General features: G+C 53.6%; 18 protein-coding genes. 13 read left to right on the plus strand and 5 right to left on the minus strand.

Going from position 1 to position 19,704, the window contains the following annotated elements:
- Window positions 1-18 precede the first annotated feature (18 nt).
- The gene (locus tag AC3RPL_RS25065; RefSeq protein WP_490741958.1) at window positions 19-573 is read right to left on the minus strand and encodes a YtfJ family protein; all 555 of its coding nucleotides are present in this window, start codon (window positions 571-573) and stop codon (window positions 19-21) included.
- Between the two features lie 310 nt (window positions 574-883).
- Here AC3RPL_RS25065 and AC3RPL_RS25070 point away from each other — a divergent pair, with 310 nt between their 5' ends.
- Window positions 884-1,090: a DUF1107 domain-containing protein gene (locus tag AC3RPL_RS25070; RefSeq protein ID WP_034939858.1), complete on the plus strand. Its 207-nt coding sequence runs from the start codon at window positions 884-886 to the stop codon at window positions 1,088-1,090.
- 104 nt (window positions 1,091-1,194) lie between these two features.
- Here the strand turns inward: AC3RPL_RS25070 and paeA are convergent, their stop codons facing one another.
- The gene (gene paeA / locus AC3RPL_RS25075; protein WP_034939857.1) at window positions 1,195-2,526 is read right to left on the minus strand and encodes a polyamine export protein PaeA; all 1,332 of its coding nucleotides are present in this window, start codon (window positions 2,524-2,526) and stop codon (window positions 1,195-1,197) included.
- A gap of 524 nt (window positions 2,527-3,050) precedes the next feature.
- Here paeA and tamA point away from each other — a divergent pair.
- The 3 genes from tamA to AC3RPL_RS25090 are packed head-to-tail and all read left to right on the plus strand — an operon-like array spanning window position 3,051 to window position 8,907.
- Window positions 3,051-4,790, plus strand: a complete 1,740-nt coding sequence (gene tamA / locus AC3RPL_RS25080) for an autotransporter assembly complex protein TamA (protein WP_490741959.1) — start codon at window positions 3,051-3,053, stop codon at window positions 4,788-4,790.
- The gene (gene tamB, locus AC3RPL_RS25085) at window positions 4,787-8,560 is read left to right on the plus strand and encodes an autotransporter assembly complex protein TamB (RefSeq protein WP_490741960.1); all 3,774 of its coding nucleotides are present in this window, start codon (window positions 4,787-4,789) and stop codon (window positions 8,558-8,560) included. Before tamA ends, tamB begins: the two co-directional genes overlap by 4 nt.
- A 2-nt stretch (window positions 8,561-8,562) precedes the next feature.
- Entirely contained in the window at window positions 8,563-8,907 is a 345-nt protein-coding gene (locus tag AC3RPL_RS25090; protein ID WP_261642443.1) for a gamma-glutamylcyclotransferase family protein, read from the plus strand.
- A 68-nt stretch (window positions 8,908-8,975) separates the two neighbouring features.
- Here the strand turns inward: AC3RPL_RS25090 and ppa are convergent, their stop codons facing one another.
- Window positions 8,976-9,506: an inorganic diphosphatase gene (gene ppa, locus AC3RPL_RS25095; RefSeq protein WP_034939848.1), complete on the minus strand. Its 531-nt coding sequence runs from the start codon at window positions 9,504-9,506 to the stop codon at window positions 8,976-8,978.
- Window positions 9,507-9,974: 468 nt separating this feature from the next.
- On the opposite strand from ppa, the gene AC3RPL_RS25100 reads away from it, so the two are divergent.
- A complete protein-coding gene (locus AC3RPL_RS25100) occupies window positions 9,975-11,537 on the plus strand; it encodes a methyl-accepting chemotaxis protein (RefSeq protein ID WP_490741961.1) in 1,563 nt (520 codons plus the stop codon).
- A gap of 98 nt (window positions 11,538-11,635) precedes the next feature.
- Here AC3RPL_RS25100 and fbp read toward each other — a convergent pair whose 3' ends face one another.
- Window positions 11,636-12,634, minus strand: coding sequence for a class 1 fructose-bisphosphatase (gene fbp, locus AC3RPL_RS25105; protein WP_034939845.1), 999 nt, complete (start codon window positions 12,632-12,634; stop codon window positions 11,636-11,638).
- Window positions 12,635-12,802: 168 nt separating this feature from the next.
- Between fbp and mpl the strand changes: the two genes are divergently transcribed.
- Window positions 12,803-14,158, plus strand: coding sequence for a UDP-N-acetylmuramate:L-alanyl-gamma-D-glutamyl-meso-diaminopimelate ligase (gene mpl / locus AC3RPL_RS25110; RefSeq protein WP_490741962.1), 1,356 nt, complete (start codon window positions 12,803-12,805; stop codon window positions 14,156-14,158).
- Window positions 14,159-14,220: 62 nt separating this feature from the next.
- On the opposite strand, the gene yjgA is transcribed toward mpl, so the two are convergent.
- Entirely contained in the window at window positions 14,221-14,763 is a 543-nt protein-coding gene (yjgA, locus tag AC3RPL_RS25115) for a ribosome biogenesis factor YjgA (protein WP_034939842.1), read from the minus strand.
- A 166-nt stretch (window positions 14,764-14,929) separates the two neighbouring features.
- Between yjgA and pmbA the strand changes: the two genes are divergently transcribed.
- The 7 genes from pmbA to AC3RPL_RS25150 all read left to right on the plus strand — a co-directional run bounded on the left by pmbA (window position 14,930) and on the right by AC3RPL_RS25150 (window position 19,673).
- Complete coding sequence (gene pmbA, locus AC3RPL_RS25120) at window positions 14,930-16,270, plus strand: metalloprotease PmbA (protein ID WP_261642452.1); 1,341 nt, start codon at window positions 14,930-14,932, stop codon at window positions 16,268-16,270.
- A gap of 89 nt (window positions 16,271-16,359) precedes the next feature.
- Window positions 16,360-16,743, plus strand: a complete 384-nt coding sequence (gene cybC / locus AC3RPL_RS25125) for a cytochrome b562 (RefSeq protein ID WP_490741963.1) — start codon at window positions 16,360-16,362, stop codon at window positions 16,741-16,743.
- A 393-nt stretch (window positions 16,744-17,136) separates the two neighbouring features.
- On the plus strand, window positions 17,137-17,484 hold the full coding sequence (locus AC3RPL_RS25130; RefSeq protein WP_490741964.1) for a glycine dehydrogenase: 348 nt from the start codon (window positions 17,137-17,139) through the stop codon (window positions 17,482-17,484).
- Window positions 17,485-17,506: 22 nt separating this feature from the next.
- The gene (locus AC3RPL_RS25135; protein WP_034939835.1) at window positions 17,507-17,869 is read left to right on the plus strand and encodes an SFCGS family glycine-rich protein; all 363 of its coding nucleotides are present in this window, start codon (window positions 17,507-17,509) and stop codon (window positions 17,867-17,869) included.
- A 3-nt stretch (window positions 17,870-17,872) separates the two neighbouring features.
- Window positions 17,873-18,169: a DUF4312 family protein gene (locus AC3RPL_RS25140; RefSeq protein WP_490741965.1), complete on the plus strand. Its 297-nt coding sequence runs from the start codon at window positions 17,873-17,875 to the stop codon at window positions 18,167-18,169.
- Window positions 18,170-18,238: 69 nt separating this feature from the next.
- A complete protein-coding gene (locus AC3RPL_RS25145) occupies window positions 18,239-19,015 on the plus strand; it encodes a DUF4311 domain-containing protein (protein ID WP_490741966.1) in 777 nt (258 codons plus the stop codon).
- A 13-nt stretch (window positions 19,016-19,028) separates the two neighbouring features.
- Complete coding sequence (locus AC3RPL_RS25150; protein WP_490741967.1) at window positions 19,029-19,673, plus strand: DUF4310 family protein; 645 nt, start codon at window positions 19,029-19,031, stop codon at window positions 19,671-19,673.
- The last annotated feature ends 31 nt before the right edge of the window (window positions 19,674-19,704 follow it).

Below are 19,704 nucleotides of genomic sequence, written 5' to 3' on the forward strand. Positions count from 1 at the left end.
TTGTCAGGCGTTATTCCGCTATAACAGTTGCTGTACCAGCCGGATCACCTGCTGAATCTCAACGGCGGTCAGCGCACCGTCTTTGGCGAAACGTACCCGTCCTGCCTTATCCAGCACCACTATCGCTGAACCTTCATTTTCCAGCTGCCAGCTTTTCTTCGCCAGACCATTACTGTCGACGATAAACTGTGACCACGGGAACTGCTTCTTGTTATTTTCGATGCTGCTGCGCACGAACATCCCCGTACCGGGAATGGCATCATCGGTATTTACCAGCGTGGTGGTCTGGTAGCGATCATGGGGAAATCGCGCTGACTTAATTGCTTCGACTAACGCGGCGTTTTTTTCCTTAGCAGAAGCGCGGCCAGCGATGTGTTGTATCACTCTGACTTTCCCCGGCAGCTTCGCACTGTTCCAGCTCTGATAACTGAATTTGTCCTGTTGCCATACAAGTTCGCCTTTATCACTGATACCCACGGGGGGCACCCGCTGCCCAATCGTAAAATTATGGGCACTGGCCATCAGCGGCAGCAGTGTCGTCAAAAGTAAAAAAACCGGGCGAAAGAAGGTCATCACAGCTCCTGGTATCGTTGACGGACTCGTTGATCATGCGTCTGAAATAATAAACACAGATGATAAGGATGTCGTATCTGAGAAACACATATGCAACATGACGCACAAATTATTGACATTTGAAGGTTTATACTGCTTCAGGCTCATAAGATAAAAGAGCACACTGTCATGATGTGTAAATGCAGTAAAAAAATTCAATTTTTCGCTTTTTAACGCGACAACCAGGCTATAGTTGATGCACTTTGCGCTGAGGGTGTTGTGCCAGGTTTGCACCGATAATCGCGCGTGGTTACTCAGGAGTCGTATCAGAATGAAGATTTTTCAGCGATATAATCCGCTACAGGTCGCCAAATACGTTAAGACACTGTTTCGTGGCAGATTTTATATAAAAAACGTTGGCGCGTTTGAATTTGATAAAGGGAAAATACTGATCCCACGAATCAAAGATAAACAGCATTACAGTGTGATGTCAGAAGTGAACCGCCAGGTATTGCGTTTACAAACTGAATTAAACTGATTGCAGAGGGCAGAATATATCTTCTGCCTTCAGGATTTGCCCGCAGTACATCTCCTCTCCGCATTTCTCTTTTGCAGCCCGATTCTTGTTACTGCTGGTCGCCATCAGCTTTCGACTTTTTCTTCTTCCTGCTTGCTCAGCAGCGACGCCGGTCGGGCATCAATACGCGTAACCAGCAGCTGATCGATACGATAACTGTCGATATCGACCACCTCAAACTTGTAGCCGTGGAATTTAACAAAGTCGGTGCGTTTGGGGATTTTGCGCAGCATATACATCATAAAGCCGCCGATGGTTTCATAGTTGCCGGACTGCGGAAACTCATCAATATGCAGTACGCGCATCACGTCATCAATCGGGGTTCCTCCCTCAACCAGCCATGAGTTTTCATCACGCGCGACAATCTGCTCTTCCATACCCTGACCGACCAGATCGCCCATCAGGGTGGTCATCACATCATTCAGGGTAATAATTCCGACCACCAGCGCGTACTCATTCATGATCACCGCAAAATCTTCTCCGGCGGTTTTGAAACTCTCCAGCGCTTCTGACAGCGTCAGCGTATCGGGAACAATCAGAGCAGAACGGATTTGGACACCGCTACTCAGCGCCATACTTTGATTACCCAGTACCCGCAGCAACAGCTCTTTGGAATCGACATAGCCAATAATATGGTCAATATCTTCGTTGCAAACCAGAAACTTGGAGTGCGGATGATTGGCTATCTTCTCTTTCAGACTGGCCTCATCTTCATGCATATCAAACCACACCACATTTTCTCGTGAGGTCATGGAAGAGGGGACCGTGCGCGATTCAAGCTCGAATACGTTTTCAATCAGCTCATGCTCCTGTTTGCGCAGCACGCCTGCCAGGGCGCCCGCTTCAACAACGGCATAAATATCATCGGAAGTTATATCGTCTTTGCGCACCAGGGGGATTTTGAACAGGCGAAAAATGATGTTTGCGCCGCCGTTAAAAAACCACACCAGAGGACGAAAAATCAGCAGACAGAAGCGCATCGGGTTAATGATCTTCAGCGCGATGATTTCCGGAGCGATCATTCCCAGCCGTTTTGGAAAAAGGTCTGCGAAGAGGATAAACAGGCTGGTGACCAGGGTAAAGGAGCAGATAAAGCTGAGTTGCTCTGCCAGTTGCGGATTAACAAAACGATTAAACAGCTGGCTGAACGCCGGAGAAAAAGCGGAATCTCCCACAATACCTCCCAGGATGGCCACCGCATTCAGGCCAATCTGCACGACGGTAAAGAACATGCCGGGGGATTCCTGCATTTTCAATACCCGTTGCGCATTAATGTTTCCTTCATCTGCCAGCAGCTTAAGCTTAATTTTGCGCGCGGCGGCCAGCGAGATTTCCGACAGGGAGAAAAATGAACTGATGGCAATCAGTAGTAAGATGACAAGCAGGCTGTCTAACATAAAGCATCCATAAGATGGCTGATTCAGTCGGGTTGAGACAGAAACAGGCCCTGAGTTAATGACTTGTCATTTTTGGCCTGGGCAGCGTGTCAGCATCCCGGTGGGATGGTGCCGTCAGGTTTGTTTGGGCTATCCGTGCCAAAAATGTCTGCGACAGGCGGGTATCACCACCAGGCAGAAGAAACACAGGCCACGGATGACCTGCGCTGGTGATTATAGCTGCGCGAATGATGGCATACAATTGCCGCTGGCAAAGCCGCCAGATTTCCCTGCCTGCGGCAAAATCCTGCCTAAGATTTATCCGACAATGAAGTGGCTGAGAACATGGCGTTACATTCGATCACGATCCTGTGTTGTATCGTGTCGTTTCTTTGCACACAATAAGTCAAAAAATTATCCGCTATGGGTGAAATGTGAGTCTTTTCTGACCGTTGTTGCCAGACGCAGAATCCCACTCAGATTAATGAATGACAGCAGAGTATGCGCCCATCAGGATTCGGGCCTGCCATAAATCAGGAGTAAGCGTGTCACGAATTCATTTGTATTGCCTGTTTTGCCTGATCGCCGTTGCACCTCTCGCTCAGGCGGCGAATGTGCGCTTGCAGGTGACAGGGTTATCCGGAGAGTTACAAAAGAATGTCCGTGCGCGACTTTCCACCATTTCCAGCGATGAAGTGTCGTCCGATGGTCGCTTTCGTGCCCGCGTCAGTGAAGCAATAAAAGAGGGACTTAAAGCGCTCGGCTATTACGAACCTGAGATTGCATTCCAGCTTCAGCCACCGCCGGCAGGCGGCAAGCGTCCGGTGCTGCTGGCCAGCGTTAAGCCGGGAGAACCCGTTATTCTGGCCGATGAAACGGTTATTTTCCGTGGTGGTGCCAGTAAAGATCCGGACTACCTGGCGCTGCGCAGCACCGGGCGGTCGAAAATTGGTAAAGTATTGAACCACGGTGATTACGACAGTTTTAAAAGTTCGCTGAGCAATATGGCGCTGCGTAAAGGTTATTTCGATGCCGATTACAGCAAAAGCCAGCTGGGCGTTTCAGTTGAGCGGCGGCAGGGATTCTGGGATATCGACTACAACAGTGGCGATCGTTATCGTTTTGGCGATGTCACCTTTGAAGGCTCTCAGATCCGTGAGGAATACCTGCAAAATCTGGTGCCGTTCAAAAAAGGCGACTACTACAGCTCGCGGGACCTGGCTGAACTGAACCGACGGCTGTCAGCCAGCGGCTGGTTCAACTCTGTGGTGGTGGCCCCGCAGTTTGATCAGGGACGAAAAAGCAAAATCCTGCCGCTGCATGGGGTGGTCAGCCCCCGCACGGAAAACACCATTGAAACCGGGGTAGGCTACTCCACCGATGTCGGCCCAAGGGTCAAAGCCACATGGAAAAGGCCCTGGGTTAACTCATATGGTCACAGCTTCACCACCAGCGCCAACATATCAGCGCCTGAGCAACAGCTCGACTTCAGCTATAAAATTCCGTTACTTAAGGCACCAATCGAACAGTATTACCTGTTGCAGGGCGGGCTGAAAAGAACCGATCTTAACGACACCAAAGCCGACTCATCCACGCTGGCGGCTTCCCGCTACTGGGAGTCCACCTCTGGCTGGCAACGCGCGGTTAACCTGCGCTGGAGTCTGGATCACTTTACCCAGGCCAACGTCACCAATACCACCATGCTTATTTATCCCGGTGTCAGTATCAACCGCACCCGTTCACGCGGCGGGCTGATGCCAGACTGGGGGGATTCACAGCGCTACTCGCTGGATGTGTCTGACACCAGCTGGGGATCGGATATTGATTTTGCCGTGGTGCAGGCGCAAAACGTCTGGATCCGCACCCTGGCAGAGAAACACCGTTTTGTGATGCGCGGCAATCTCGGCTGGATCGAAACCAATGACTTTGATCGGGTGCCACCGGATCTGCGTTTCTTTGCCGGCGGCGATCGCAGCATTCGTGGGTACAAATATAAAGGTATCTCGCCGCGTGACGATGACGGCAAGCTGACCGGGGCCTCCAAACTGGCGACCGGTTCGCTGGAATATCAGTACAACGTCACCGGCAAATGGTGGGGAGCGGTGTTTGTTGATTCCGGGGAAGCGGTGAACGACATCAAACAGAGTAATTTCAAAACCGGTGCGGGTTTTGGCGTGCGCTGGCAGTCACCGGTTGGTCCGATCAAGCTGGACATCGCCCGTCCGATTGGTGATGACGAAAACCGGGATATACAGTTTTACATCGGATTGGGGCCTGAACTATGAGTCGTTGGAAGAAGGTTCTGATTGGTATCCTGATTTTTCTGCTGTTGCTGTTGGGCGGCGTAACATTTTTGATTGCCACTACGCCGGGTCTGCATCTGCTGCTGAATGGCGCAACACGTTGGGTGCCGGGGCTGGCTATCAAACAGGTTAAGGGAGGCTGGCGCGATCTTCGGCTGACCGGCGTGCAGTATGCCATGCCGGGCATCACGGTGAATGTCGGGGAGTTTCACCTCGCGGTTCAGTTGGGTTGCCTCCGCCACAGTGCGTTCTGTGTCAATGACCTTGCGTTGAAAGATGTGCATGTTGCGGTGGACAGTAAGAAAATGGCCCCTGCGGCAACCGTACCAGAGCAAGACAACAGCGCCTCTGCGGAACTGAGCACGCCTTATCCCATCACGCTGCGTCATCTGGCTCTGCACAATATCAATGTCACGGTGGATGACACGGCGATATCGCTGGCGGATTTCACTTCCGGTATTCACTGGCAGCAGCGGGCGTTGACGCTGAACCCGACTCACATTCAGGGATTGTTAATTTCGCTGCCGAAAGCGGCAAAAGTTGCCGATCAACAGGTGGTGCAGGCAAAAGTACAGCAGCCCCGCCCAGAGGAAGAGCCGCTGGGCGAGACGCTGAAAGCGATGTTCGCCAAACCGCTGCTGCCTGAGCTGCCAGATTTCAAAATGCCGCTGGATGTTGATATCCAGCAAATCCTTGGTGAGCAGCTGCGCATTACCGGTGACAGCGACATTGCGGTTAACCGTCTGCTGATAAAAGCCCGAACTGAAGATCGCTTGCTGCATCTGGAAACGCTGGATGTGGATTCGCCGCAGGGGCAGTTAAACGCTCAGGGGCAGGCGACCCTGGCCGACAACTGGCCGGTGAATTTTACCCTCAACAGCGCGCTAAACCTTGAGCCGCTGAAGGGTGAAAAAATAAAACTGACGATGGCGGGTGGGCTGCGTGAGCAACTGACGATGGCGCTGAATCTGTCCGGTCCTGTGCGGGTGCAGATGGATGCGCAAACCCGGCTGGCTGAGGCTGGCCTGCCGCTGTCAGTGACCTTACAAAGCCCTCAGTTACGCTGGCCGTTGAGCGGCGAAACTGCATATCAGGCGGATGATCTTCATTTCAGTTTCAGCGGCAAAATGACCGACTATGCGATGTCGCTGAAGGCGGCGCTGAAAGGGCAGGCCATCCCTCCGGCGACGCTGACGCTGGACGGCAAAGGTAACGCAGAGCAGTTCTCGCTGGATAAACTGCGACTGGCGGCGTTAGAAGGCAATACCGACCTTACCGCACTGGTGGACTGGAGCAAAGCCATCAGCTGGCACAGTGAACTGACGCTTTCCGGTATTAACACTGCGAGGCAATACCCTGACTGGCCTGCAAAGCTGAATGGTAAAATTACCACGCGCGGCAGCCTGTATGGCGGGAGTTGGCAGGTGCGGGTGCCGGAGCTGCAACTGCGCGGTAACGTCAAACAGAATGCGGTGACGGCTGATGGTTCTCTGTACGGTAACAGTTACAATCAGTGGGATATACCGGGCATTAAACTGGTGCTGGGACGTAACAACGTTGATCTGAAAGGTTCGTTGGGCGATAAGCTCAATCTGGATACCCATATTGATGCCCGTCATCTGGACAACGCGCTGCCGGGGCTGGGTGGCGTGGCGGTGGGGACCATTCAGGCGCGCGGCGATTTGAAAACGCCACAGCTGCTGGCCGATCTGACCGCAACCGGCCTGCGCTGGCAGGCACTGAGTGTGGGCCGCGTTGCGCTGAAGGGTGATGTCAGTTCGGGTGAGCAAATTGCGGGCAAGCTGGCGCTGCGGATGGAGCGTGTGAAGCAGGATGCGCTGGAGATATCCCGACTGAACCTGGATGCCAGCGGTAACGAGAAGCAGCATCAGCTAACGCTGTCGGTTAATGGCAAACCGGTATCCGGGCAGTTGCAGCTTAACGGCGGTTTTGATCGCCAGGCTCAGCGTTGGCAGGGCAGCCTGAATCACACCCGTTTCGACACGCCGGTTGGTGTCTGGCGTCTGACGCGGGATATTGCCCTTGATTACCAGAACAGCAGGCAGACGGTCTCCATCGGCGCACACTGCTGGCAAAACCCCAATGCTCAGCTCTGCGTGCCACAAACCATCGAGGCAGGGCCATCAGGTCATGCAAAAGTGGTGCTTAATCGCTTCGATCTGGCAATGGCGAAGCCGTTCCTCAGCGACGAAACCAGGCTCAGCGGGGTGTTTACCGGCGATGCCGACGTGAGCTGGAAGGCGGACGGTGCCTTGCCGCAGGGACGCGTCTCCCTGAAGGGGAACGGAGTGAAAGTGGCGCAGAATGTACAGGGGAACACGCTGCCCATCGCCTTTGATACGCTGAATCTGAACGCCGCATTGCATGATGGTAAAGCGCAGCTCGACTGGCTGATCCGCATTGCGAAGAACGGTCAGCTGGACGGCAATGTACAGATAGCGGATCCGCAAAATAAACGCACGCTCTCTGGCAACGTCAATATTACCCGTATCGATCTGGCGATGCTCAATCCGGCTCTGATGCAGGGTGAGAAAATTGCCGGGATACTCAACAGCAATCTGCGACTGGCGGGCAACCTGCAAAAACCGCAGGTGTTCGGGCAGTTGGGGCTGAAAAGTGTCGATGTACAGGGCAGTTTTATGCCGGTTGATCTGACCACAGCCAGTGTGAATATGCTGTTTAACGGCATGAGTTCGACCCTGGAGGGGATGGTGCAAACCTCTCGTGGACAAATTGCGCTGAACGGGGATGCTGACTGGAGTCAGCTGGATGCCTGGCGTGCGCGTATCGCGGCTAAAGGAAGTCGCATACGTGTAACGGTCCCGCCGATGGTCAGGATGGATGTGTCCCCCGATTTGGTATTCGAAGCCACGCCACAAGTGTTTAATCTGAGTGGCCGCGTGGACATCCCGTGGGCGCGAATTACCGTGCAGGAAGTGCCGGAGAGCGCGGTAGGCGTCTCTGCTGACGAAGTCCTGCTGGATAAAAACCTGCAACCTGTAGCGCCGAAAAGTGCTTCAATTCCGATCAACAGTAATCTGGTCATCCATGTGGGTAACGATGTCCGGCTTGATGCCTTTGGTCTGAAAGCAAAACTGAATGGCGATCTGAAGCTGGCGCAGGACCGCCGTGGATTGGGCCTGAACGGACAGATCAACATCCCTTCAGGTCGTTTCCATGCTTACGGGCAGGATCTGATTGTGCGTAAAGGCGAGTTGCAGTTTGCCGGGCCGGCGGATCAGCCCTGGCTGAATATTGAGGCGATCCGTAACCCTGAAGCGACGGAAGATAATGTGACGGCGGGTGTTCGGGTGACTGGCCTGGCCGATGAGCCAAAGGCGGAGGTGTTCTCCGACCCGACCATGTCTCAGCAGGAAGCCCTGTCTTATCTGCTTCGTGGACAGGGACTGGACGCTTCCGGGAGTGACAGCGCTGCATTAACTTCAGCGCTGGTTGGATTGGGGCTTGCGCAAAGTGGTCAGGTTGTGGGTAAAATCGGTGAGACTTTCGGCGTCAGTAATCTCGCACTGGATACCACTGGCGTTGGTGACAGCCAGCAGGTTCAGGTTAGTGGTTACGTTCTGCCGGGTCTGCAGGTTAAATACGGTGTTGGCATATTTGATTCACTGGCGACCTTAACGCTGCGTTATCGCCTGATGCCTAAACTTTATTTGGAAGCGGTGTCTGGCGTAGACCAGGCCCTTGATGTGCTCTATCAGTTTGAGTTTTAGCAATGCGAATAATTGTCTACGGTAGCCTGAGGCGTAAGCAAGGCAACAGCCACTGGATGACTAACGGTCAGTGGCTCGGCGATCATCAGATCGACGGCTATGAGCTGTACAGTCTGGGGCATTATCCCGGCGTGGTGGCAGGAAACGGTCAGGTTTACTGTGAAGTTTACCGGATTGATGCATCCACGCTGGGCGAACTTGACGCGCTGCGCACCAAAGGGGGGGAGTACAAGCGTGAGCTGCTACAAACCCCATTCGGAAGTGCGTGGCTGTATGTGTATCAGCGTTCGGTCACAGGAAAGCAGCGTATTGAAAGTGGTGACTGGTTGCTGCGTGATGCGCAATAACCTGACGAGTTATGCAAAAAAAAAACACCGCTCACTGAGCGGTGTTTCTGTTATACAGGGTAAAGCAATTATTTCTTCGCGGCGCGCTCAAAAGAGCTGACGATTTCGGCTTTCGCGGCTTCAGCGTTATCCCAGCCTTCCACTTTCACCCATTTGCCTTTTTCCAGCGCTTTATACTGCTCGAAAAAGTGCGTGATCTGTCCGCGCAGCAGTTCTGGCAGGTCGTTCACATCTTTAATGTGATCGTATTCTTTAGACAGCTTGCTGTGTGGAACCGCCACCAGCTTGGCATCTTCGCCAGACTCGTCGGTCATTTTCAGTACGCCAACCGGACGGCAACGGATCACCGAACCTGGCTGTAACGGATACGGCGTGGGGACCAGCACGTCAACCGGGTCACCATCCAGTGACAGGGTATGGTTGATATAACCGTAGTTGCACGGATAGAACATTGCGGTAGCCATAAAGCGGTCAACGAACAGAGCACCAGACTCTTTATCCACTTCATATTTGATTGGCGAAGCATTAGCCGGGATTTCAATGACAACGTAGATATCTTCTGGCAGATCTTTACCCGCTGGAACCTGGTTCAAACTCATGGTCAATTCCTTACATATCAGTCTTCGATCGAGTGGCGCTTATTATAGCTGACTGATTATGAAAGTATCCCCCCTTTTTGGCGTTTCGGAATGCTCCAGATCGCCCGGGTATTCTGTATCCCTGACTGCCGCCCTTAAGTGAAAAAACGGACCCCGCTCACGGTCGCGATTTGCTCATTAGGGTAGTATGTAACCAAAAAATTCCAGTAATTTGCATTATTACTCACTGTTAAGAATTAATGTACTGACAGACTAAGTAAGTGATATTAACTATCATTGTGAATCTCAGTATGGAGAATGTTCTGCATTTGTAGTCATTATCTGCTATAAAACACCACTTCCTTCACCTTCTGACCGACCTTCGGCAGACAATTCTCATTAATGACGCTAAATGTTCCGGTCGCTTCTGCCGATAATTCTTTCTCTTTTGGAAGTTATGGGTTACGGGATTCCTTGGGGTGTCAGATCATGCTTAAAAAAGTCTCAGTACGAACCGGTCTGTTAGTTTTATTAGCGTCGATGACGCTGATGCTGTTGGTGGTCAGTGTGATGGGCATTATTGCCATCAACAAAGGCAACCGTTCACTGGATGTGGTTAACCGGATTCAGGGCGTTGAACTGAACAGCCTGTTTCTTGCGAATAACAATTTGCTATACGCCCGTGCGGCATCAGCATTGTCGGTACGTAAAATGGAAATCGGCCTGCCCGATGAAGCTACTGCTGTCGCCGGACAGGCTGGCACTTACATTGCGGCTTCTCAGGCGGAGCTGAAAAAATTTGTAGATGCGGGCACTGTCACCGCGCACGGTAAAATGCTGGCCGATGCCATTGTTGCTGCCTACAACAAATATATGGCGGAGGGCATCAACCCGATGATGGTCGCGGTGCAAAAACAGAATCCGGACGGCTATTACGCCTTACTGGAGGGAAATCTCGCACCGCTGAACATTGCGTTATCCAAAGCGGTAAATGAATTCAAGCTGTTTGCCGATCAGGTCACCACCGCCCGGCTGGAAGAAGCTGACAGAAATCAGCAAATCCTGACCTGGCTGATTGTCTGCTGCGGTATTCTGACGATAATCCTGTTGTGTGTTTCCTGGGTTCTGCTGAAAGTTATCCTGCTCAAGCCGCTGGATTCAGCGATTGAACATCTGGAGTTTGTGGCGGCGGGTGATTTAACCCAGACGCTGCCCGAAAGTGGCAACAATGAGCTGGGCCGCCTCAATCATGCACTGGCTGAAATGCAGACATCCCTGCAACAGTCAGTCAGCCGGGTTCGTGATGCCAGTCTGCAAATTGATACCGGCAGTCGCGAACTCTCTTCCGGTAACCTTAACCTCTCGCAGCGCACGGAAGAGTCGGCCGCTTCGCTGGAGCAGACCGCAGCCAGTATGGAACAGCTTACCGCTACCGTTAAACTCAATGCGGATAACGCCAGCCAGGCGCATCAGCTGGCGCAATCCGTCTCGCAGAGTGCCGATCGGGGCAGCGAAGTGGTCAGTTACGTAATGGAAAAAATGCAGGAAATCACCCGCAGCTCGCGACGTATCGGCGACATTCTCGGTGTGATAGACGGCATTGCCTTCCAGACCAACATTCTGGCGCTGAATGCTTCCGTTGAAGCCGCCCGCGCTGGCGAGCAGGGCCGTGGCTTTGCGGTGGTGGCCAGCGAAGTCCGTAATCTGGCACAGCGGAGTGCAACGGCGGCAAAAGAGATCCGAGAATTGATCGGTGAATCAGAGGTGCGTGTGACGGAAGGATCGCAGATGGCGACCAAAGCCGGAGAAACCATGGATGAAATCGCCAGTGAGGTGACGCGGGTGACAACGCTGATGAAAGAGATTTCCAGTGCTTCGCAGGAGCAAAGCAAGGGCATTGAGCAGGTAAATCTTGCCGTTACCCAGATGGACGAAGTGGCGCAGCAAAATGCCGCGCTGGTTGAACAGGCGGCAGCGGCGACCCAGTCACTGGAGGAACAGTCGCAGCAGCTGGTTCAGTCAATGGCAGTGTTCAAAATCAGTCTGGCATAAAAAAAGGCGATCCAGCGATCGCCCGTGTACTGACTGACAGCGTAAAGCCCGGCCCCGGATGATGCCTGCCGACGCCATTAATGGTGTCGGCAGTCCTGTCAGGCGTCCGGGAATTCGCGCAGGAAGCGTTCCTGATCGTCCACCATTTCAGTATTGCCGACAAAGAACGGTGAGCGCTGATGCAGCGTTTCCGGCACGAGGTCCAGAATACGTCTTGCGCCATCGCTGGCTTTGCCGCCCGCCTGTTCCGCCAGAAATGCCATCGGGTTGCACTCATAAAGCAGACGCAGCTTACCTTTAGGGTGGCTGGCGGTGCTGGGGTAGAGATAAATGCCGCCTTTCAGCAGATTACGATGGAAGTCAGCAACCAGCGAACCGATATAACGGGAAGTGTAAGGCCGGTGGGAAGAGGTATCTTCTTCCTGGCAGAATTTCAGATACTTTTTCACGCCCTGCGGGAAACGGATGTAGTTTCCTTCGTTAATGGAATAGGTGTAACCCTTTTCAGGAAACGCCATCTTCTCGGCGCTGAGGCAGAATACGCCAAGAGAGGGATCGTAGGTGAAGGCGTGGACGCCGCAGCCGGTGGTATAAACCAGCATGGTCGATGAACCGTAAACCACATAGCCTGCCGCGACCTGCTGACTGCCGGGTTGCAGGAAATCTTCTTCAGTTACCGGCGTACCTGGTGGGGTGATACGGCGATAAATAGAGAAGATAGTGCCAACCGACACGTTAACGTCAATGTTGGAAGAACCATCCAGCGGGTCCATCAGCACCACGTATTTACCGTTTTCAACGCCTTCAAAGATGACAATTTCATCTTCTTCTTCCGAGGCAATACCGGCCACAATGCCACGGGCTTTCAGCGCGGCCTTCAGTTTTTCATTAGCAAACAGATCGAGTTTCATCTGCTGTTCGCCCTGAATATTCTCAGCGCCGCTGGCCCCCAGAATATCCACCAGTCCTGCCTTGTTAATGTCGCGATGGATAATCTTTGCGCCCAGCTTGATGGCGGAAATCAGTGCCGTCAGTTCACCTGTGGCGTGAGGAAAGTCGTGTTGCTTCTCGACGATGAATTCGCCTAACGTTTTCATAACACAATCCCTGAATCTGCGGTTGAACAGCAGTTCGATTAATAAACTGCCCATGTATGCTCAAGCAGTTTAGCCGAATGGATGCTGAAGAACATAGGGCAAATCCGTTTCTTCCTCTCGATGGTGACGGTACACTGTGCCCCGAACTTTCCAGTTAACGGACTTTTTATGCGTATTCATATCCTCGGTATCTGCGGTACTTTCATGGGCGGGCTGGCAATGCTGGCCCGTGCGTTAGGGCATGAGGTAACCGGTGCTGATGCTAACGTCTATCCGCCAATGAGCACGCTTTTAGAGCAACAGGGCATTGATTTAATCCAGGGTTATGATGCATCGCAGCTGGATCCGGCCCCTGACCTGGTGATCATCGGCAATGCGATGAGCCGGGGTAATCCCTGTGTTGAGGCGGTGCTTGAGCGCAATATTCCTTACCTTTCCGGGCCGCAGTGGCTGCATGATTTTGTGCTGAAAGATCGTTGGGTCGTGGCGGTGGCGGGCACCCACGGTAAAACCACCACGGCGGGAATGGTGGCGTGGATCCTTCAGGCCTGTGGTCTGGAACCCGGCTTTATCATCGGTGGTGTACCAGGGAATTTCTCGGTTTCGGCCACGCCAGGCAACAGCCCCTTCTTCGTTATTGAAGCCGATGAGTACGACAGCGCTTTTTTTGACAAGCGTTCTAAATTTGTCCATTACTGTCCCCGCACATTAATTCTTAACAATCTGGAGTTTGACCACGCCGATATTTTTGACGATCTGCGTGCTATCCAACGGCAGTTTCATCACCTGGTGCGTATTGTGCCGGGCAGCGGCCGATTGCTGGTGCCGGAGCATGACGCCAACCTGAAACAGGTGCTGGCGATGGGCTGCTGGAGCGAACAGGAGAGTGTGGGTGAAGAAGGGCGCTGGCAGGCGAAGAAGCTGACCCAGGATGCCTCGCACTGGCAGGTCTGGCTGGATGGCGAAAAAGTGGCAGAGGTTAACTGGGCGCTGGTGGGCGAACATAATATGCACAATGGCCTGATGGCAATTGCGGCTGCCCGCCACGTTGGTGTCAAACCAGAGGATGCCGGAAAGGCGCTTAACGACTTTATTAATGCCCGTCGTCGTCTGGAACTGCGTGGCGAAGTCAACGGCATCAAGGTTTACGATGATTTTGCCCATCATCCCACGGCCATCCTGGCGACCCTGACCGCGCTGCGCAGTAAAGTCGGCGGCACCGCACGTATTCTGGCGGTACTGGAACCCCGCTCCAATACCATGAAAATGGGGATCAGTAAGGACGATCTTGCGCCTGCGTTGGCCCGTGCTGACCAGGTGTTTCTGTTTCAGCCGCACCATATCCCCTGGCAGGTTTCAGAAGTGGCCGATGCCTGTGTGCAGCCTGCCCACTGGAGCGCCGATGTGGATGCACTGGTTGAAATGGTCGCCAAAGCGGTTCAGCCTGGCGACACCATTCTGGTGATGAGCAACGGTGGCTTTGGCGGCATTCATCAGAAACTGCTGGACAGGCTGGCGAAATAAAGAGGCGCGGTGTGGCATCACCGCAACAAAATGATGGGACGCAACAAAGCGTCCCTTTTTGATCAGGCTTCTGCCAGTTCGCGCAGATACTGGAAGATCTGCCGGTAAGCTTTTGACGGTTTGCTGGCCGCTTTTTCTTTCTGGGCGTTGCGGATCATCTGGCGCAACTGCTGGCGGTCGGCATCCGGATAGAGGTTCAGCACCTCGCTCATCGCGTCGTCGCCTTCGGCTACCAGGCGATCGCGCAGCATCTCCAGCTTATGAAACAGCGCAACCTGCTGGTTGTGGCGATTTTTCAGCTTGTCCAGCGCCTGACGAATCGGATCTTCTTCGCGTGAGCGGAGCAATTTGCCGATCAGCTGTAACTGGCGACGACGTGCCTCTTTTTTGATCTTTTGCGCCAGTTCAATGGCATCGCGCAGTTCATCGTCCAGAGGGATCTTATCCAGGGCGTTTTTACTGAGATCCACCAGTTCAGCGCCGAGGCGTTTCAGTTCCTCGGCGTCGCGTTTAATTTCACTTTTACTGACCCAGATAATCTCATCGTCTTCTTCTTCTTCATTATCTGGTACATCATCGAGCCAGTCATCGGGCTGTTTAGTCATGGAAGGCTCCCTAAAAAAGAGGCTAATGCTATCAGGAAACGGCGGCTACTGCGAAATTGTTCTCCGACTCTGTTAGACTCAAATAAACCTCAATCACTAAAGAGCCGGGGAATCTGGCATATTTATGCCGGCCAGAGAAACCCTCTGTTAATTATATGGTAGGTCGATGAAATTACTCTCCCAAGTTGCAGAACAGCGTAAAACCCTGGAACAGGCGGTAGCTCAGGCACTCGAACTGGCCAAAGTCAGTACCGACGGAGCGGAAGTCGCCGTAACCAGAACGACCGGTATCAGCGTCAGTACCCGATATGGTGAAGTGGAAAACGTCGAATTCAACAGCGATGGTGCACTGGGTATCACCGTTTATCACCAGAACCGTAAAGGGAGCGCCTCGTCTACCGATCTCAGCCCGGAGGCGATCAAACGAACCGTCCAGGCTGCCGTGGATATTGCCCGTTACACTTCGCCCGATCCTTATGCCGGGGTTGCCGATCGGGAACTGCTGGCATTTGATGCGCCGGATCTGGATCTTTTTCATCCTGCCGATCTTGAGCCGGAGCAGGCGATCGAACTGGCGGCCCGCGCCGAACAGGCCGCGCTGAAAGCGGATCCGCGCATCACCAACACCGAGGGCGGCAGTTTTAACAGCCATGTCGGCATTAAAGTCTTTGGCAACAGCCACGGTATGCTCCAGGGCTACTGCTCCAGCCGTCATTCCCTTTCCAGCAGCGTGATTGCAGAAGCGAGTGGTGATATGGAGCGTGATTACGCTTACACCATTGGCCGCGCTCTGAATGATCTGGCGTCACCAGAATGGGTTGGTGAAGAATCTGCCCGCCGGGTCTTGTCCCGCCTGTCGCCGCGTAAACTTGCCACCATGAAAGCGCCGGTTATCTTTGCAGCCGAAGTCGCCACTGGCCTGTTCGGCCACCTGGTTGGGGCGATCAGCGGCGGAAGTGTGTATCGTAAGTCTACCTTCCTGCTGGATTCACTGGGCAAACAGATTTTACCGGCGTGGCTGACCATTCAGGAGCAGCCGCATCTGCTGAAAGGGCTGGCTTCCACTCCCTTCGACAGTGAAGGGATTCGCACCCAACAGCGAGACATCATTAAAAACGGCGTGCTGCAAAGCTGGTTATTAAGCAGCTATTCAGCCCGCAAGCTGGGCTTACAAAGTACCGGTCATGCGGGCGGCATCCATAACTGGCGGATTGCCGGACAGGGCGACAGCTTTACGCAACTGCTGAAGAAAATGGGCACCGGCCTGGTGGTCACCGAACTGATGGGTCAGGGCGTCAGCGGGATTACGGGCGACTACTCCCGTGGCGCAGCCGGTTTTTGGGTGGAAAACGGCGAGATCCAGTATCCGGTCAGTGAAATCACCATTGCAGGCAATCTGCAACAGATGTGGCGAGACATCGTCACCGTCGGTGATGATATTGAAACCCGCAGCAATATTCAGTGCGGATCTGTTCTTCTGCCGGAAATGAGAATCGCCGGACAGTAATTTCTTCATACTCGCGTAGTATTATCAGGGTGACTTCAGGTCACCCTTTTTTGTTGTATTTTTCTTAATAAAAATAAAGGAAGTGAGCAATGCGTAAAACGTTATCAGCCGTATTAGCGGCGTGCCTGCTGTGCTCGAGTGTCTCCGCGCTGGCCGGTCTGGAAGATGATATGGGGATGCTGAAAGGGGCCTATCGCACCGTAATGAAAACGGACGATGCGACGGAGTTTAAAAAGGCGCTGGGCGATATGCGCAAAGCGGCGGAAGATGCCAAAAACCAGACGCCGGACAAACTGCAAGGCCAGCCAGCGGACGGTGCGGAAATGAAAGCATACCGCGCGCAGATGGACAAACTGATTGCGCAGATTGATGTCAGTATGAAGCTGGCGGAGGCCGGTAATCTGACTGGTGCGAAGGAAGAAGCGAAGAAATTCGACGATACCCGTAAAGAAGGACATAAAAAGTTTCGTTAATGGTCACGGGCTCAGCTGAGCCCGTATTTTCTGACTGCGCGGCCCGCCGATATTTCCCGCTGGCAGAGACGAAAGAGTTTTTCACGCGTCCTGCCACACTAAATAAGTTTTTCCTGTCTCTGACCGACATCGAGCCTGTTTCCGCAGGTGATCGATGCCGCTGATGCATTGAATTTGCATTATCAGCCGGGTTGATATGATTTTCCTGTGACTTATGCCCTCTTCATGCACGAGACGCCGTTTTTGTGGCAGAGATCGTCCGCTACGCCGCTATTTCCGCTTTGAAGTGGAAAAAGTGGCGCTCCACACAGCCACGGCCTGGCGTTAACTTATTTTTATCAGCAATAAACTCGGTTTCGTGCCTGAGCCTGAACGAAAAATAAGGGGCAGCTAGTGAAAGAAGGGACGGTGTCGGAGGGGACAGCAGCGGCTGACCAGGCCATTCAGGCACTCGCCGATCGGGTAATGAGCCAGATTGCCGGATTATTCGCCAGCAGAGAGATTTACCCCAACGACATTCAGCAGCAGATGCTGGCTTCGCATGTGTGGGCAATGGCCATGCGCTCGCTGACCGGCGAGCCGCTGCCGGAAGTGGAGGCTGAGCTGTTTGAGGATATCTCTGCCGAATCAATGGCGCTGGCACAGCAGGTTGTCGATCTGTTCACTAATCTGCCGGTGGAGGAAGCCTGGCTACTGTCAGTCCATTTTGAAGTGGCAAAAACCAACGAAAAATCCTGTTGAACGAAAAAGGAAGGAACAAAAGATGTCACAAATCATTGTCGTGATTGGCGATCGCCTGGGTAAAGGTCAGAAAGTTGCCGCAGGCGTGGAGCGTGCGGGGGGCAGAGCCGTCGTTGTACCGGGGGTGGCGGCAGATATGAAGCTGGGCGACGTGATGAAAGCAGAAAACGCTTCTTTTGGCATTTCGTTTTGCGGCAGCGGCGGCGCAGGGGCGATCACCGCGCAGAACAAATATGGCTATAAAGCAAAGCACGGGATGCGGGCCATTGAAGAAGGGGTGACGGCCATTAATGAAGGTGCCACGGTGCTGGGTTTTGGTTTTATGGACAAAGAGGAACTGGGTGAACGTCTGGTTCAGGCGTGGCACAAGAAACACGGTAGCTGAGTAATGAAAAGGCAATTCACCACCACGGTGAACGTCAGCGGTTCGGGCGACAGCAGGCGTAAAGCCTTCGCTGATGCGCTGAGCCGGGTACAACAGACGCTGCTGAAATCCTCAGACCAGGTGCTGCTGCGTATTGAACCGCAGGATGTAAAGGTGGTTCAGGCGCGGGAAAGCATCAGGCAGGAGAAGTTTCTGTTCTTTTTTCTGGCACGGGAGCGACGGCGTTACCGCATTGAGCTGGAGATTATCGTCAACGTCAGCGTCATCGAGGTGGATAAAGTGGACTTCATTACGGAATAAAAATCTGCCCGCCAGGGCAGCAATAATCATGACTTAAAAACGTTGGCGTAAGCCTGAAAGGAAAGACTGATGTTTTTAATTATTCTTTTAAAGTCGCTGATCATCGGTGGCCTGGTGGGGGTTGGCGTGGGCGCAGGCGCAGCCCGCATGTTTCATGCGCCCGCCACTCAGGGGATGGGGGCATTTCGTACCCTGGGCGAGCTCAACTCCTGCGAGGGCGATCCGGCTTCTCACTTCTCCTTTGGTCTGGGGTTCTTCTTCAATGCCTGGGCGTCTTCGGTGGCGGCCGGTTCCTTCACCCAGGACGTCGATCACCGCATTATTCCCCACTGGGGAGCCGCCGCGCTGATGGTGAAAAATCGCCGCGTCGCTGAAACCCTGCACAATCCCAAAAAGATGGCCCTGGCCTGTGGGCTGATCGGCATGATTGTGGTTGCCTTTCTTAACTCCACTGCTTCCGCAGTGCCGGCTGCGCTTCAGGTGACGGCGGTTAAAGTGCTGGTGCCTGCCGCCAACCTGTTGGTTAACACCGTGATTCCGGTGATCTTCTGGCTGGCGGCCATTGATGCCGGGAAAAAGTCCGGTGCCTGGGCCACCCTGTTTGGCGGGCTGGCGCAGTTGATTATGGGCAACGCGGTGCCGGGCCTGGTGCTGGGCATTCTGATTGGCAAAGGCGTGGAAGAGAGCGGCTGGAACAAAGTTACCGGGGTAATGATGTCGGCCATCGTGCTGCTGTTTGTGCTCAGCGGATTTTTCCGTGGCTTTGATATGAAAGTATTGCAGTCCTTCCAGCTGGGGATCCCGGGCTGGCTGGAGATGATTCATAACACCCTGAGCGGAAAATAAGAGGGCGATGTAAATGGAAGAGTCAACGCGCGGTTTCTGGTATGCCGACTGGTCTTTCCCGATTTTTGTCGGACTGCTCTCTGCCGGGGTGTTTGCCGGGACGCACATGTACTACGTCTATGGGCTGGGGGCTTTCAACGAGGTGGCTTTTGTTTCGATGCTGCGTTCCGGCATGGAAACCGGTGTCTATGGGGCGGTGGCCGCCTTTGGGGCCAGCTTCCTGTTTGCCCGCATCATTGAAGGGTCGCTGGTGGGCATTCTGGATATTGGCGGTGCGGTGCAGACCGGCATTGGTCTGGGGGTACCGGCAATGCTGCTGGGCGCGGGAATTGTCTATCCGGTTGCCAACTTTGCCGCCTCACTGCTCACCGGCCTGCTGCTGGGGATGGCAACGGGCTATCTGATTGTGCTGGCCCGGAAATTTACCATTAACAACAGTGACTCGACCTACGGCGCAGATGTAATGATGGGCGCGGGTAACGCCTCTGGTCGCTTTCTGGGACCACTGATTATCCTCTCTGCCATGGCGGCCTCCATCCCGATTGGTGTGGGTGCGCTGCTCGGCGCGCTGCTGTTCTATCTGTGGGATAAACCGATCACCGGCGGTGCCATTCTTGGCGCGATGCTGCTGGGTGCCGTTTTTCCGGTCACGCTTTGAGCTAAAGACGGTGTGGCACGGAATAAACCAT

This window comes from Erwinia papayae, from assembly GCF_058241465.1.